The sequence below is a fragment of the Psychrobacillus sp. genome (genome assembly GCF_032154225.1).
Classification (GTDB): Bacteria; Bacillota; Bacilli; order Bacillales_A; family Planococcaceae; genus Psychrobacillus.
In genome coordinates this window covers 131,477-146,219 of the sequence record NZ_JALDYF010000002.1, presented here as the reverse complement: position 1 = coordinate 146,219, position 14,743 = coordinate 131,477, and the positions used below count along the sequence as shown (strand labels likewise).

General features: G+C 36.6%; 15 protein-coding genes. 2 read left to right on the top strand and 13 right to left on the bottom strand.

Features of this window, described 5'->3' with window-relative positions:
• Positions 1–352: 352 nt before the first annotated feature.
• The 11 genes from trxA to zapA all read right to left on the bottom strand — a co-directional run bounded on the left by trxA (position 353) and on the right by zapA (position 11,583).
• Complete coding sequence (gene trxA, locus RUH95_RS04560; RefSeq protein WP_313891652.1) at positions 353–667, bottom strand: thioredoxin; 315 nt, start codon at positions 665–667, stop codon at positions 353–355.
• A 117-nt stretch (positions 668–784) separates the two neighbouring features.
• Positions 785–1,762 (bottom strand): electron transfer flavoprotein subunit alpha/FixB family protein, encoded by a 978-nt coding sequence (locus RUH95_RS04555; protein ID WP_313891651.1) that lies wholly within the window; start codon positions 1,760–1,762, stop codon positions 785–787.
• Positions 1,763–1,806: 44 nt separating this feature from the next.
• Complete coding sequence (locus RUH95_RS04550; RefSeq protein ID WP_313891650.1) at positions 1,807–2,580, bottom strand: electron transfer flavoprotein subunit beta/FixA family protein; 774 nt, start codon at positions 2,578–2,580, stop codon at positions 1,807–1,809.
• Positions 2,581–2,605: 25 nt separating this feature from the next.
• Complete coding sequence (locus RUH95_RS04545) at positions 2,606–3,379, bottom strand: enoyl-CoA hydratase (protein WP_313891649.1); 774 nt, start codon at positions 3,377–3,379, stop codon at positions 2,606–2,608.
• 18 nt (positions 3,380–3,397) lie between these two features.
• Entirely contained in the window at positions 3,398–3,979 is a 582-nt protein-coding gene (locus RUH95_RS04540) for a fatty acid metabolism transcriptional regulator FadR (RefSeq protein WP_313891648.1), read from the bottom strand.
• Between the two features lie 88 nt (positions 3,980–4,067).
• Entirely contained in the window at positions 4,068–5,762 is a 1,695-nt protein-coding gene (locus RUH95_RS04535) for an AMP-binding protein (RefSeq protein WP_313891647.1), read from the bottom strand.
• Between the two features lie 205 nt (positions 5,763–5,967).
• Positions 5,968–6,381, bottom strand: a complete 414-nt coding sequence (locus tag RUH95_RS04530) for a DUF350 domain-containing protein (protein ID WP_313891646.1) — start codon at positions 6,379–6,381, stop codon at positions 5,968–5,970.
• Between the two features lie 73 nt (positions 6,382–6,454).
• Positions 6,455–8,818 carry an endonuclease MutS2 gene (locus RUH95_RS04525; RefSeq protein ID WP_313891645.1) on the bottom strand — a complete coding sequence of 788 codons (2,364 nt, stop codon included), beginning with the start codon at positions 8,816–8,818 and terminating at the stop codon, positions 6,455–6,457.
• Between the two features lie 21 nt (positions 8,819–8,839).
• A complete protein-coding gene (polX, locus tag RUH95_RS04520; RefSeq protein ID WP_313891644.1) occupies positions 8,840–10,537 on the bottom strand; it encodes a DNA polymerase/3'-5' exonuclease PolX in 1,698 nt (565 codons plus the stop codon).
• A gap of 238 nt (positions 10,538–10,775) precedes the next feature.
• Complete coding sequence (locus RUH95_RS04515; protein WP_313891643.1) at positions 10,776–11,318, bottom strand: CvpA family protein; 543 nt, start codon at positions 11,316–11,318, stop codon at positions 10,776–10,778.
• Between the two features lie 4 nt (positions 11,319–11,322).
• Positions 11,323–11,583, bottom strand: coding sequence for a cell division protein ZapA (zapA, locus tag RUH95_RS04510; RefSeq protein WP_313891642.1), 261 nt, complete (start codon positions 11,581–11,583; stop codon positions 11,323–11,325).
• Positions 11,584–11,660: 77 nt separating this feature from the next.
• On the opposite strand from zapA, the gene rnhC reads away from it, so the two are divergent.
• Both rnhC and RUH95_RS04500 read left to right on the top strand, forming a co-directional pair.
• Positions 11,661–12,599, top strand: coding sequence for a ribonuclease HIII (gene rnhC / locus RUH95_RS04505; protein WP_313891641.1), 939 nt, complete (start codon positions 11,661–11,663; stop codon positions 12,597–12,599).
• A gap of 18 nt (positions 12,600–12,617) precedes the next feature.
• The gene (locus RUH95_RS04500) at positions 12,618–13,121 is read left to right on the top strand and encodes a GNAT family N-acetyltransferase (RefSeq protein WP_313891640.1); all 504 of its coding nucleotides are present in this window, start codon (positions 12,618–12,620) and stop codon (positions 13,119–13,121) included.
• An 87-nt stretch (positions 13,122–13,208) separates the two neighbouring features.
• Here the strand turns inward: RUH95_RS04500 and RUH95_RS04495 are convergent, their stop codons facing one another.
• Positions 13,209–13,589 (bottom strand): hypothetical protein, encoded by a 381-nt coding sequence (locus RUH95_RS04495; protein ID WP_313891639.1) that lies wholly within the window; start codon positions 13,587–13,589, stop codon positions 13,209–13,211.
• Positions 13,590–14,693 carry an NAD(P)H-dependent flavin oxidoreductase gene (locus RUH95_RS04490; RefSeq protein WP_313891638.1) on the bottom strand — a complete coding sequence of 368 codons (1,104 nt, stop codon included), beginning with the start codon at positions 14,691–14,693 and terminating at the stop codon, positions 13,590–13,592.
• Between the last annotated feature and the right edge of the window lie 50 nt (positions 14,694–14,743).

The window sequence follows — 14,743 nt, the reverse complement described above, 5'->3', positions numbered from 1 at the left end:
TTACTTCATACGATAATCGTCAATCTATTTCTAACTATAAGTGCGGATGAACTTTTTTCTTCATCTTACATGAAAGAGATAAAATAGAAAGAAAATGAATTCATGCTCATAAACTGGATGGATGTAGTGAAAAGCGGCGACTCCAGCGGGAACAGCACGAACTGAAAGCCCCGCAGGAGCGCAGCGACGAGGAGATTGAAGCCGTGCCCGCGGAAAGCGTCCGCTTGTAACGGAATCCACTCCATCTATTTATGTAACTTTCTTCCCTAGTAACCTAAACCCGGTGTTCATGGTAGATTTTCATAAAACTTATTCAAAAAACCGGATCCCCCTTAGAGGACCCGGCTTTCGATTATGCGTTTTTTTCTACTAATTGAACTAATGCTTCTTTTGGTTGGTAACCAACAGCTTTATCAACCGGTTGACCATCTTTAAATAATAGTAAAGTTGGGATAGACATAATACCGAATTGACTTGCAGTCGCTTGGTTTTCATCTACATCTACTTTAACGATTTTCACTTTATCGCTCATTTCAGCGTCAAGTTCTTCTAGTACAGGAGCGATCATTTTACAAGGCCCGCACCACGTTGCCCAAAAATCTACTAATACTAATCCTTCTTCTATTTCTTGTGAAAAGCTTTGGTCTGTTCCATGAACAATTGCCATTAAAAATTCCTCCTTCGTACAACAATAAATTTATTATATCAGACTAAAATAGCTACATCTACCATTTAGCTCACAATAAAATAAAGCTCGATTCTCCTGAAAGAATCGAGCACATTATTAAGCGTTTACTTTAAGTTTTTTAAACTCTTCTGTAAGCATTGGAATTACTTCGAATAAATCTCCAACAATACCGTAATCAGCTACTTTGAAAATATTTGCTTCTGGATCTTTATTGATCGCTACAATAATTTTCGAGTTAGACATACCAGCTAAATGTTGAATCGCGCCCGAAATACCAGCAGCGATATAAAGATCTGGTGTTACTACTTTACCTGTTTGCCCAATTTGTAAAGAATAATCACAGTAGTCTGCGTCACATGCTCCACGAGAAGCACCAACTGCGCCTCCAAGTAAATCAGCAAGTTCTTTTAAAGGTGCAAATCCTTCTTCACTCTTCACGCCACGACCACCAGCAATAACAACTTTCGCTTCAGATAAATCTACGCCTTCTGCAGATTTACGAACTACTTCTTTAATAATTGTACGAAGGTTTGTAATATCTACAGATAACGATGAAACATCACCAGTTTTGCTGTCATCTTTTGCAAGTGGAGCAATATTATTTGGACGAATCGTAATAAATTCAATTCCGTCTTTCACTTTTACTTTTTCAAATGCTTTACCAGAATAGATCGGGCGAATGTAAACAGCTGCATCGCCTTCTCCTTCAATAGCCGTAACATCTGATACTAACCCAATTTGCAATTTACTTGCAATTTTTGGCGATAAATCTTTTCCAAGTGCTGTATGTCCAAATACAATTGCTTGTGGGTTTTCTTGTTCGATTACCGCAAGAATCGCTTGACCGTATCCATCTGATGTATATTGTTTCAAATGTGGATGTTCTACTGTAATTACTCGATCCGCACCAAATTTCACTAATTCTCCAGCGATATCTTTTACAGCATCCCCTAATAACACACTAACTACTTCCCCGCCACCAGAGATCGTTTTTGCAGCAGCGATTGCTTCATATGATACGTTTCGTAGAGCACCTTCACGTGCTTCTCCTAAAACTAATACTTTTTTAGACATGATTTATTCCCCCTAATTTGAATGTTAACTTGGATTGAATGAAGTTAAATAACTTTTGCTTCCGAATGAAGTAAATGAACTAACTCTTTCACTTGGTCAGCTAGTTCGCCTTCTAATACTTTTCCAGCTTCCTTTTTAGGAGGTAAATAAATTTCGATTGTTTCTGTTTTTGCTTCTACATCATCTTCATCTATATCTAAATCATCTAATTCAACTTCTTCTAAAGGCTTTTTCTTTGCCTTCATAATCCCTGGAAGAGATGGATAGCGTGGTTCATTTAGACCTTGCTGAGCAGTAACCAATAATGGCAATGAAGTTTCTAATACTTCTGTATCTCCTTCAACATCACGTTTAATTGTTACTGTAGTTCCATCAATCTCTAAGTTTGTAATAGTAGTTACATAGTTAATGCCTAAGCTCTCAGCAACTCGTGGCCCAACTTGTCCGGATCCACCATCAATCGCTACGTTACCTGCTAATATTAAATCCGGATTTTTATCTTTTAAGTACTCAGAGATAATATGTGCGGCTGTAAACTGATCTAACTCTTCTACATCATCTTCTATATTAATAAGTACCGCTTTATCTGCACCCATTGCTAGTGCAGTTCGAAGTTGCTTCTCAGCATCTTCTCCACCCATCGTGAGAACTGTTACTTCTCCACCTTGTGCGTCACGAACTTGTATTGCCTCTTCTATTGCATACTCATCGTATGGATTAATGATGAATTCTGCACCATCTTCTTGAATTTTACCCCCGCTTACTACGATTTTCTCTTCTGTATCAAATGTACGTTTTACTAATACATAAATGTTCATTTAGATATCCTCCCAATGTAAAATATTATTTACCTTTAAATATTGGTTCTCTTTTTTCAATAAATGCAGAAATACCTTCTTTTGCATCCTCTGAAACAAATACAGTTCCAAAAGCATTTGCTTCTGCTTTAACACCTTCATGATAGGAAGCTGGTTTAGCGTACTGAAGCATTTCTAATGCATTTTTAACCGCAATTGGACTTTTCTTAGCAATCTTGATTGCAAGCTTTTTGGCATGATCAAATAATTCTTCTTCCGCATAAGCATGATTAGCAAGTCCTAACTGAGCCGCTTCTTTCCCACTAATAGGATCACTTGTTAACAACATTTCTGCTGCTTTTGCAAACCCTACATAACGGGGTAAACGTTGTGTGCCAGCAAACCCTGGTATTAGTCCTAGTTGTAATTCAGGTAACCCAAGCTTTGCATTTTCTGAAACTAGTCGGATATGACAACTCATCGCAAGTTCAAGACCTCCGCCAAGTGCAGCACCATGAATTGCAGCAATAACGGGTTTCGAGAAAGTTTCCACTCTTTCGAAAATTGTTTGCCCACTTGCAGCAAGCTCAGAGAATGCTGCTCCAGATGTAATCGAGGTAAATTCTTTTATATCTGCTCCTGCGGAGAAAAATCTTCCTTCTCCTTTTAGCAAGATTACTCGAACTGCATCATCATGTTCCACTGCATCTAATAACTCATTGACTTCTAATATAACCCCTCTTGCCAAAGCGTTTGCTGGTGGACGATTTAGTGTTACTGTAGCTACACCATCTTCAATATTCCATGACAGAAATTCCATTTCCCCACTCCCCCTTGGTTAAACTTTTACACCATTTAACAATAGACGATGTACTTTACTTGTTAGATCAACTAAATCATATTTATGCTCGTTCATTACCCAAGTAGTAGTCGTCTCATCAATTGTACCAAAAACCATTTGTCTTGCTAAGCGTATATCCATCGTTTTTTCAAATTCTCCATTTTCAATTCCTTCTTTTATAATAGAATCGAGTAAAATTAGATAATTTTTTAAGATGGCATTAATTTTTAATCGTAGTGCTAGATTGGATTGGCGCAGTTCTAACTGTGTTACAGTAGCCAAATGGTGGTTATCTGCTAGCACAGTAAAATGATTTTTAATCATTTTAAATAATTTTTCAGATGCAGATATGTTTTCTAAAACAATCGGCTTTAAATTATCCGCAAACATTTCCATCTTTTCTTCAAATACCGATATTAAAATATCTTCTTTGTTTTTAAAATATAAATAGATCGTTCCGTCTGCAACGCCTGCTTGCTTTGCAATTTTGGAAACCTGTGATTGATGATAGCCATTTTCAGCAATAACAACAATCGCGGCGTCGATAATCTGCTTATATTTCGGTTTATCCTTCTTCAATGAAATCACCACCAAAAATAAAAAATATGAATGATGATTCATTCATATTTTTATTCTATATTTTATTATGAATAATGTCAACAAACTTTTAACTCTCTACTGCTTGTTTTAATTTCTCTTTCTCTTCATCTATTAAAGTTCTTCTTAAAATTTTTCCAACCGCTGTTTTCGGAAGCTCCGTTCTAAACTCATACATTCTAGGCACTTTGAATGCTGCCAAGTTTTCACGACAGTATGTGTTCAATTGTTCTTCTGTTACATGAGCCCCTTCTTTTAATACAATAAATGCTTTCACAGTTTCCCCACGATACGCATCGGGTACACCTGCGACCACACATTCTTGTATTGCAGGATGTTCGTATAACACTTCTTCTACATCACGAGGATAAATATTAAATCCACCTGCAATAATTATATCTTTTTTACGATCTACTACATAGAAGTAACCGCTTTCATCCATATAACCAATATCGCCTGTTAATAGCCATCCATCTCGGAACGTCATTTCCGTTTCTTCTGGACGATTCCAGTAGCCTTTCATGACTTGTGGCCCTTTTACTGCAAGTTCTCCAATTTCCCCTGGAGCTAAAGGCGTTGCCGAATCAATTTCAAATATCGCTGAATCCGTATCTGGCCACGGAAGTCCTATTGAACCTTTTATCCGTTCATCGCTATAAATTAAATTTACATGCGTAACAGGAGATGTTTCTGTTAAGCCATACCCTTCTACTAATTTACCGCCAGTTACTTGTTCAAATTTTTCTTGTACTTCTATTGGAAGCGCAGCAGAACCACTTAAACAAGCAGTAATCGAAGACAAATCATATTTTTTAATATCTGGATGATTTAATATGCCAATATAAATCGTCGGTGCACCTGGGAATAAAGTAGGTTTTTGCTTATCAATCGTTTTCAGCGCAGTACCTGCATCAAACTTCGGTAAAAGAATCATTTTATTACCTAGCATAACCGATAATATCAATACTGTCGTCATACCATATACATGGAAGAATGGCAGAATTCCTAATATACTTTCTTCGCCTTCTTTACATTTATATAGCCAAGCATTACACATTGTCGCATTCGAAATTAAGTTTTTATGTGTAAGCATAACTCCTTTTGGAAAACCAGTAGTTCCACCAGTATACTGTAAAAGTGCAACATCTTCTTCAAAATCAAAAGATAATTCAATCGGGGTTGCCTTCGCTACTTTCATTATTTCAGGAAATAAATGATTCATGCCACGGTGTTCGACATTTACAGTAAAGCCGTATTGCTTCTTTTGAATGAAAGGATAGATAAGATTTTTCGGAAATGGCAAATAATCTTTAATGCCCGTTAATATAATATTTTCTATCTCTGTTTCTTTCAACACTTTAGAAATCCTTGGGAATAATATATCCAACGCTAAAATTACTTTTGCTCCTGAATCTTTCATTTGGTAGGAAATTTCTCGCTCCGTATATAGCGGATTCGTTTGCACGACAATTGCACCAGCGTACAATGCTCCGTAATATCCGATAACCCCTTGTGGACAGTTTGGTAGCATAATCGCTACTCTATCTCCTTTTTTAATACCGATAGATTGCAAGTAATTCGCAAACTTCAACGATGACTCATATAATTCTTTGTACGATACATCTTTCCCCATAAAATGGATCGCAATTTTCGATGGGAATTTTTTATACGCGCGAGTTAAATACTCTTGAACTGGAATAGCTTCATAGTTCAGCGTATGCGGTACTTCCGGCGGATAATGAGCAAGCCATCTTTTGTCTGTCATAACAACATCCCCTTTATTTTATAATAGCGTGAATATTCCTATTTTTAATTATAAAGAAAAATGAATGACAATTCAATTACTTGTAGAAAAAAAGAATGAGGTGCAAACTCATTCTAATTCATTACTAAATATACTATTCCAACAAGTACGAAACATATGCTTACACCAATTAATACTTTCGATAATTTTTCCAACGCTATCTCTCCTATGAAATACTTGCCCCAATTACATACGACAGTCCAACTGAAATAATAAGAGATATGAAACCTACAGATCGATTATCATTTTCAATTTCTTTATCTACGTTAAAGCTTGGTGTGAAAAATTCAAAAAGCCAATAAGCAATGATCAATAATGAAAAGCCAAACAAGCCCCAGCCAATCATTTCAAAAAGCGAACTATGCTGCTCTATTGAATATCTAAAAATATTACAAACACCAAATATTTTTCCTCCTGTTGCCATCGCCACCGCTACATTACCCTTTTTGATTTCTTCCCAGTTTTTATACTTCGTGACAATTTCGAAAATAACCATCGAAACGATTAAACATAAAACAACTACACTAAAATAACCTGCAGATTCTACAAGTGGATTAGACCAAAAACTAGAAAGAATCATCTTATAAACCCCTTTGAATTTTTCTTACTTTACGTTTAAAGCGACAAAAGGTTTCAAAAATTTATCATCTACCTTATTTCAGCTCAACGACCGTCACTCCATGTCCACCCTCTCCCGCTTCACCGAAACGATAGCTTTTCACACGAGAATGATTTTTTAAATATTGCTGGATTGCTTGTCTTAATACACCTGTGCCTTTTCCATGAATAATTGAAATTCTAGGATAATTCGATAGAATCGCATCATCTAAATACTTTTCAGTGCGGATAATTGCATCTTCATAACGTTCCCCGCGCAGATCGAGCTCTAACTTCACATGCGTGTCTCTGCCACGAACTGCATTTACCGACACTGTTTGTTTTTCTTTTTCTGGTTTAATAAACTCTAAATCCGACTCGTCTAATTTCATTTTAAGCATACCAATTTGAACAGACCATTCTGTTTTTGATAATTTTGCGAGTAATGTACCTTTTTGACCGAAGCTTAGCACCTTGACTTCATCGCCCGACTTGAGTTCTTTAGATAGCTCATTCAATCTCTTTTGCTTTTTAAGCACAGGATTGCTTGGTAATGCCGCATCTAAACGTTTTTTCGCATCAATCAATTCGTGCTCTTTTATAAGAAGATGTGTGTTTGCTTGCATTTTACGAAGTTCACTTATAATTTCATCTGCTTCGCGTCTTGCATCATCCACAATTTTTTTCGCTTTTTCTTTCGCTTTACTCTCCAGCTGCTCACGTTTTAACTCTAGTTGAGCTAGCTTTTGCTCTAAATCTTCTTTTACTTGAGATGCTTCAACTAATTTTTCTTCTGTTTCTTCCGCATCTTTTTCTGCCTGTCTACGGCTATCTTCCAAAGAAGCGATCATCGAGTTTACTTCTCCACGATCTGTTCCAGTGAATGACTGGGCTTGTGCAATAATAGAAGACGGTAAACCTAGTCGTTCTGAAATTTCGAATGCATTACTTCGCCCTGGTACACCAATTAATAATTTGTATGTTGGACTAAGTGTTTCCACATCAAACTCCACACTCGCATTCGTTACCCCAGGTCGATTATAGCTATATGCTTTCAACTCTGGATAATGCGTCGTTGCCATTACACGAGACCCTGTTCCATGCACTGCATCTAAAATCGAAATCGCAAGAGCCGCTCCTTCTTGAGGATCTGTCCCTGCTCCTAATTCATCGAATAAAATAAGTGATCTCTCATCATATTTTTTCAAAATATCAACAATATTCACCATATGAGAAGAAAATGTACTTAAGCTTTGTTCAATTGATTGTTCGTCACCAATATCGGCAAAAACCGATTCAAAAAGCGCAACTTCCGAACCATCAAGTGCTGGAATTGGTATTCCACTTTGAGCCATTAATGTACATAAACCGACTGTTTTTAGCGTAACTGTTTTACCACCCGTATTTGGTCCAGTAATAACAATAGACGTAATATCTTTTCCAAATTCAATCGTATTTGCCACTGCTTGTTCAACTGGAATAAGTGGGTGCCTTGCCTTCACAAGACGAATATAGCCATCATTATTAATAACCGGCATCGTACATTTTTCTGCTTGTCCATATTTAGACTTCGCTAAAATCACGTCAATATTTCCAAGAATACTCACTAAAAGAAAAATATCATGTCCTACAATTTCCACTTCTGCAGTTAACTTGATCAAAATTCGGTCGATTTCTTCCTGCTCTTTCACTTTCAATCCCCGTATATCATTATTTAATTGAACAACTGCTGATGGTTCAATAAATAATGTTTGGCCAGAAGATGATTGATCGTGGATAATTCCTCCGTAATGACTTCGATATTCCGATTTCACTGGAATAACATAGCGATCATTTCGAATCGTAATAATCGAATCTGAAAGCATTTTAGATGCATTCGCACCCCTTGTATAGCTTTCTAGTTTTTCACGAACTCTACTTACTTGCATCCGTAATTGCTGACGAATCGATCGTAAAGTCGTACTTGCACTATCTAATACCGCTCCGTTTTCATCGATGCAATCATTTATTTCATGCTCTAATGCGGTTAAAATTGGCATTGCGTTCTTTTTCTCCATAAAATGAGGAATTTGCACATCTTCGGTTTCTGCTACACTTTCAAAAAACTGGCGTAAAATACGACTTGCTCTAATCGTACTAGCAGTTTCCATTAATTCCATTGGACTTAACATCCCACCGATTTGTGCTCGTTTTGCATGCGGACGAATGTCTGTAATTCCGCCCATTGGCACATTCCCTTTTAAGCGAAGTACCGCTAACCCTTCATCCATTTCTTCCAACAATTTCGTTACTTCTGCGTAATCAACAGAAGGAACCAACTGATCTATATGAGTTTTCCCTACAGAAGAAGTACAATAGTTTGATACTTCATCTCGAATTTTATAATATTCCAGTGTTTTTAGTGCTCTTTCAGCAATCACTGTAGCACCTCCTAATTATTTCTAAATGAATTGCTTAAACTGTTCAAGTGTCCAAGTATTTACGATACTTTCTTTTGGTAGCCATGCTTTTTGAGCATAACGAACCCCAAGATCCATATATTTTAGCTGATCCATATGATGTGCATCTGTATTTATAGCAATCGGCACAGAAGCTTGTTGCGCCAATTTTAAATGCTCCGTATTCAAATCTAAGCGATATGGATTAGCATTCAGTTCAAGTATTTTCCCATGTTCTTTTGCCCACTCTATTAAAGTTGGTACAACTGGATTATAACCATTTCTTTGCTCGACAATTCTTCCAGTCGGATGAGCGATCATATGCACATATGGATTTGTCACCGCATTGAATAATCGCTCCATTATCTTTTCTTGAGGCTGGCTGAAGCTCGAATGAATCGAAGCAATGACAAAATCTAATTGCTTTAAAAGCTCATCATCAAAATCGAGCGATCCATCAGGAAGGATATCCATTTCTGTTCCAGCAAAAACTTCAATGTCCGTATATTTTGCATTTAACTCTTTAATCACTTCTATTTGTTGCACTAATCTTTCCTTTGAAAGTCCATTCGCAACTTTTAAATAGTCAGAGTGATCAGTAATAACAATATACGAATAACCTTTCGCACGACTTGCCTCCACCATTTCTTCGATAGAGTGAGCCCCATCAGACCAAGTGGAGTGCATATGAAAATCACCTTTTATATCATCCAAAGTGACCAGTGCAGATAATTGATCGAGCTTTGCAAACTCTGATCCATCTTCTCGAACAGTCGGAGGAATGAAAGGCAAGTCAAAATATGCGTAAAACTCTTGCTCTGAGTTAAAATGCTGCATTGTGCCGTCTTCTAACTCAACGCCATATTCACTAATTTTCTTCCCTTGCTCTTTTGCAATTTGTCGCATCTTAATATTATGATCCTTCGAACCTGTGAAATGGTTAAGTGCAGACGCATATTGGTGAGCTTCTACTAATCGGAAATCTACATCCACTTCATCGTCCAAATCAAGTGTAACAGAAACTTTTGTATCACCGGCTGCAATTACCTTTAGCACTGGAAGCACTTGCAGAAGTTCTTCCCTTACTTGTTGCGGCGAACTTGTTGTAATGATGAAGTCAATATCTTTACTTGCTTCTTTCACCCTACGGTATGATCCCGCAACTGAAAATTTCTCAATCTGCTCGATTGCCGCTAGCTTGCTCTCAATCATTTCTACAATCGGTTCTAATTTCCATATTGCAGTTCGCTCAGGCTTTGATTGTAAATTGTCAATCTCAGCTAAAATTTTCTCTTCTGTTTTTGCTGCAAACCCAGCTAACGTCTGTACTTTTTTAGCCTCACAAGCTTCTTTTAAAGCATCAATCGAATCGATTTGTAGTTCTTTATAAAGCTTTGCGATTTTCTTCCCGCCAAGTCCAGGAATTTTCAACATCGGCAATAACCCTTTAGGTACAATACTTTGTAACTCTATTAGCAAGGAAGATTCACCATTCTCCAATAATTCTTCAATTACTTTGCCTGTCGTACTTCCAATACCTTTTAGCGTTAATATATTATCCATTTCAGTAAGACTGCGTGCATCTAGCTCTAGTACTTGTGCTGCTTTTCGAAAAGCAGATACTTTAAAAGGATTTTCTCCTTGTAATTCCATATATAATGCAATTTTTTCTAATGTATTAATAATCGTTTTTTTATCCATTGGAATAGCTCCCTTCATTCAAGAAAAATCGTCGAAAAAAAAGACCGTTGCTTGCGATTTATAAAATATTGAAAATGAATTTCAAAAAACAGCCAACTTTTAGCGCATTTTCGCTACTCGCAAGTTCTTCATTACAAATTGGATATAGTGGTAAGCGTTCACTTGTAACGAAATCCACTCCATTCATCCCTATACTTTCTTATTCTTTCAAAAAAAACTTCTCTCTATTTGAGAGAAGTTACTTTTCAATATAGATGTACCACAAATTTTTCATAGTTTCCGATAAGATAGGCGTATGCTCTAGCATCCAGCCTGTCAACATAGAATTGGATATTAAGTTTTGTATAAAATCGATTGGTAATAACGCAAAAACATACAATAAAACAAATGATAAAAAGTAAAACTCGACAAATCCTAAAACAGCTCCAAAAGCATTGCTTATAAAACCAAGTACAGGTAAGTACTTTAGGAAATCGAACATAGAAGCTAATAACTGTAACGCGAATTTAATCGTAATAAAAATAAGTGCAAATGCAATAATTCGATAAAATGTTTGATCTAAGTCTAAACTATCTACTGCAATCGTAAGTTTAGAACCTGCTGTTACTGCTGGAAATGGAATCCATAAAACAAATTTATCCGCAAGTGGTTTATAATAAGTATACGCAACGATCAATGCGATAATAAAACCAGTCATATGGATCAGTTGAACGATTAACCCTCTTTTTGCACCTGTTACTAAACCAGCAACAAGTAATATTAATATAAGTATATCTAGCATTTTGTCAGTCCTTTAGCCTTTTCAATTCTTCTTCCATTAACTCTAGTTGCTCTTTTACTTTTATGTAGTCATTCACAGCATTGACTGCGGTAAGCACTGCAAGCTTGGCAGTGTCTAATTTACCATTATGGGAATGAATCTCTCTCATTTTATCATCTACCATAGAGGCAACCAGTCTCATATGGCCAGAAGTTTCTGAACCTACCATTTTATAATTCTGCCCATATATATCGACAGTAATACGTGTTTTATGTTGTTCTGACAAAGTCATGCCCTCCCCAGAAAATCCTATTTATAATAATAACACGAAATAGATTACGATGTGAAGAAAGGAACGTACAAATGTCTAATGTAGTACTATTGCTAGAAGCAAGTCAAATAGAAAAAGTGAAAGCCCATTACACAAAGTTTAAAGTAGAAAGATCCGCTCCTGGAGTAGTTTTTGCTGCGAAACTATCAGATACAACAGTGACAATTTATAAATCTGGGAAAGTAATGTTCCAAGGAAATGGTGCATCCAGAGAAGCATCTTTATGGGGCACAGCTGATAAAGTTACTCCGAAAGCTACTAGTGTCAACACAAAAGGCGATTTATTGCCACCGAATTTCGCCAATTTATCTGTTATCGGATCAGACGAAACGGGAACTGGTGATTACTTCGGACCAATCACGGTTGCAGCTTGTTTCGTTCGAGAAGATCAAATAGAACTCGTGAAAGAGCTCGGTGTAAAAGATTCTAAGATGCTTACAGATGATAGTATGCGCATAATGGCTCCCGAGTTAATGGCTACATTGACACATAGTGTTTTAATATTAAAAAATGAAAAGTACAATGATATCCAAGGGCGAGGTTCGTCTCAAGGAAAAATAAAAGCATTAATGCATAATCAAGCACTTAAGCATGTATTAAAAAAGATGGTTCCTGAGAAGCCTGCATATATTTTAATCGACCAGTTTGCCGAGCGCGGAATTTACTATAATCACATTAAAGCCGAAAAAGAAATCATCAAAGAAAATGTATTGTTTTCTACAAAAGCAGAGCAAATTCACGTATCGGTTGCCGCTGCTTCTATTATTGCAAGATATGCATTTTTAAAAGAAATGGACCGCTTAAGCAACATAGCAAATACGACCATTCCTAAAGGAGCAAGCGCAAAAGTGGATGAAATCGCGGCAAAAATTTATTTAAAACACGGAGAAACTTTTCTCAAATCCATTACAAAATGGCATTTTGCCAATACACAAAAAGCGATGAAGCTTGCGAATAAAAGAAGATCTTAATCAATAGAGGTGATTTAAATGGAAATGGCATTTGAAACAGAACGCTTAGAATTACATGTATTTGATGACAAACATATAGAGTATGTCAAACAATTTTGGGGCGACGAAGAGGTTATGAAGTTATGTGATGGTGCTACTTCCCATGAGGTTTTATTTAAAGTAATTGCTGCATATCGAACATGTCATGAAGTAAATCGTTTATCTGTATATGCTGTAAAAGAAAAGGAAACTGGAGAAATTATTGGAGCAGCTGGCTTCAATATTACAGGTGCAATAAGCGAAGTTGAATTAATTTATCATTTTAGTAAAAATTCTTGGGGGAAAGGGTTTGCAACAGAAGCAGCACTTGCTTGCATAGAGTTGGCTAAAAATCACGGGAAAGTTCAACTTGTGACTGCTTCAGCTAGTCCAGAAAATATAGGTTCCTTAAAAATATTAGAAAACATCGGCTTTATATTCAAAGAGATGAAATGGTTTGATGACACCGAGCAAGAGGAGCCTTATTATGAGTTTACTGTTTAAAGAAATTATTAATAAAACCTAAATAAAATAAGAGTCTTGCTATAGGCCATTGTAGCAAGACTCTTTTACAATTATTACGCGTTCCGATTAAATACCCGTTTGGTATTTCTCCAATTGCTTTTCCTTCTGACCACCCCAGCCAGTTTGAGAAAACTTCTCTGTATTTTGCTTATCTAATTGCTGCGTTAGTTGGGTCATTAATGCATCTCGAACGACATCAACTAATTCTCCGCTACTGTTTTTATCTTCCTGTCCTTTTCGTAGCTTCACTTCTTTTACCATCACTCTGTCACCATTCAACTTTGTAACATAATGCCTGATGTAACCATTTTCAGTTTTAATTTCATACTTTGCTTTCGCATTTCTCTTTTTTGCTTTATCTAAAAATAATTCATCAGGTAAACCTTTTTTTAATTCGTCTTGTTTTAGCACTCTAATATAATTACTTGTACTTGATTGGATATTCACCTACTCACCGTCTCTCATCAAAAAAAGGTTACCATAATTCATCACTCTTTGAATAAGTTCTTCAACTGTTTCTCTTTTAGCAAGCGTGGAATTTTGACCTGACCAAAGCGACATAAATTCTTTATTGTTTTGTGCGGCAGCCGCTTTTCTTATTGATTGTGTTAATGTGTTTTGAATTGGAAATTCCGGTAGATGCTGTTCATAATCTTTCATTTCATGCATAAATTGATTGGAGATCCCTCTTGCCCACTTACCTGAAAACGCACGAGTGAATGTCGTGTCCCCGTCCTTTGCATGAATAATTGCTTCCTTATGTACTGGATGCGCCCCGCTTTCTTCACATGTCAAAAATGCAGTTCCCATTTGAACGGCACTTGCTCCTAAATGTAACGAAGCCATTAGTCCTCCATTATCCATAATTCCACCTGCTGCAATTACTGGAATGCGAACATAATCCACTACTTGCGGGATTAGGGACATCAAGCTAATTAAGCTCTCTTCATGTGCGCTTATAAAATTCCCTCTATGTCCACCTGCTTCACATCCTTGCACAACTACTGCATCCATTCCGATTTTTTCAATTGCAATTGCCTCAATTACAGTTGTAGCTGTACCGATTATTACGATGCCCTGATGCTTTAACCGTTGGATTACATCAACGGACGGAATTCCAAATGTGAAGGAACAAATCGGCACTTTTTCTTCTATAATAACTTGTATTTGCTCATCAAATATTTTTATAGCATCAGAAGTATTTGGCCAAGATATTACCTCGTCTTGTATTTGTAATACTTCACGATAAGGCTTCAATAAACTAGTCGCTGCTTCAACTTCTTGTTCATTTATTTCAAAATCGTTTGGAACAAATAAATTCACACCAAAATTATTCGATGTAAACAGCTTCACTTCTTTAATTTGTTCCCTTAACTGAATCGGACTCATATAACCCGCTCCAATCATGCCGAGAGCTCCGTTATTAGAAACAGCAGAAACTAATCGAGAGGTGGTAATTCCTCCTGCCATTGGAGCTTGAATGATCGGGTAGTCTAGGTTTAGTCGATTTGTAAATTCATTTTTCAAATATTTGCCCTCCGATTTTATCATGGATAAAAGTCTAGCATAGTACTTATTTAAAAATATTCTTTATCTATTTT

What these genes read in the sequence shown, in the direction of transcription:
- trxA (WP_313891652.1), bottom strand. Translation starts at nt 667, where the DNA reads ATGGCAATTGTTCATGGAACAGACCAAAGCTTTTCACAAGAAATAGAA.
- RUH95_RS04555 (WP_313891651.1), bottom strand. Translation starts at nt 1,762, where the DNA reads ATGTCTAAAAAAGTATTAGTTTTAGGAGAAGCACGTGAAGGTGCTCTA.
- RUH95_RS04550 (WP_313891650.1), bottom strand. Translation starts at nt 2,580, where the DNA reads ATGAACATTTATGTATTAGTAAAACGTACATTTGATACAGAAGAGAAA.
- RUH95_RS04545 (WP_313891649.1), bottom strand. Translation starts at nt 3,379, where the DNA reads ATGGAATTTCTGTCATGGAATATTGAAGATGGTGTAGCTACAGTAACA.
- RUH95_RS04535 (WP_313891647.1), bottom strand. Translation starts at nt 5,762, where the DNA reads ATGACAGACAAAAGATGGCTTGCTCATTATCCGCCGGAAGTACCGCAT.
- RUH95_RS04530 (WP_313891646.1), bottom strand. Translation starts at nt 6,381, where the DNA reads ATGATTCTTTCTAGTTTTTGGTCTAATCCACTTGTAGAATCTGCAGGT.
- polX (WP_313891644.1), bottom strand. Translation starts at nt 10,537, where the DNA reads ATGGATAAAAAAACGATTATTAATACATTAGAAAAAATTGCATTATAT.
- RUH95_RS04515 (WP_313891643.1), bottom strand. Translation starts at nt 11,318, where the DNA reads ATGCTAGATATACTTATATTAATATTACTTGTTGCTGGTTTAGTAACA.
- rnhC (WP_313891641.1), top strand. Translation starts at nt 11,661, where the DNA reads ATGTCTAATGTAGTACTATTGCTAGAAGCAAGTCAAATAGAAAAAGTG.
- RUH95_RS04500 (WP_313891640.1), top strand. Translation starts at nt 12,618, where the DNA reads ATGGAAATGGCATTTGAAACAGAACGCTTAGAATTACATGTATTTGAT.
- RUH95_RS04490 (WP_313891638.1), bottom strand. Translation starts at nt 14,693, where the DNA reads ATGATAAAATCGGAGGGCAAATATTTGAAAAATGAATTTACAAATCGA.